Genomic DNA, 218 nt, shown 5'->3' with positions numbered 1-218 from the left:
GATCACCAGGGTGCCGACGTTGGCGATGGTCGCGGTGCTGCCGGCCTGGTATTGGGTGCCGTCCACTGTGAAATTAACCACGCTGACGGGACCGTCAACGCTGCTGGTGCCAGTGAGGACGCTGCCGCTGATGGCGGAGTCTTCGGCCGTGGTTACGCTTTCGCTGAGGTCGGTGAAGCTGTCATCCACTGGGGTGACGCTGATATTCAACGTCGAAG

At 61.5% G+C, this 218-nt stretch carries 1 protein-coding gene; it reads right to left on the bottom strand.

The features are described from left to right. On the bottom strand, positions 1 to 218 hold a 218-nt coding region (locus tag F7R06_RS30890; RefSeq protein WP_170288752.1), incomplete at both ends, for a hypothetical protein.

Origin of the sequence: Pseudomonas moorei, from assembly GCF_008801475.1 — a bacterium.
Lineage (GTDB): Bacteria > Pseudomonadota > Gammaproteobacteria > Pseudomonadales > Pseudomonadaceae > Aquipseudomonas > Aquipseudomonas moorei.
Note: the sequence above shows the minus strand (reverse complement) of the source record. Positions and strands in the feature narration are given on the sequence as shown.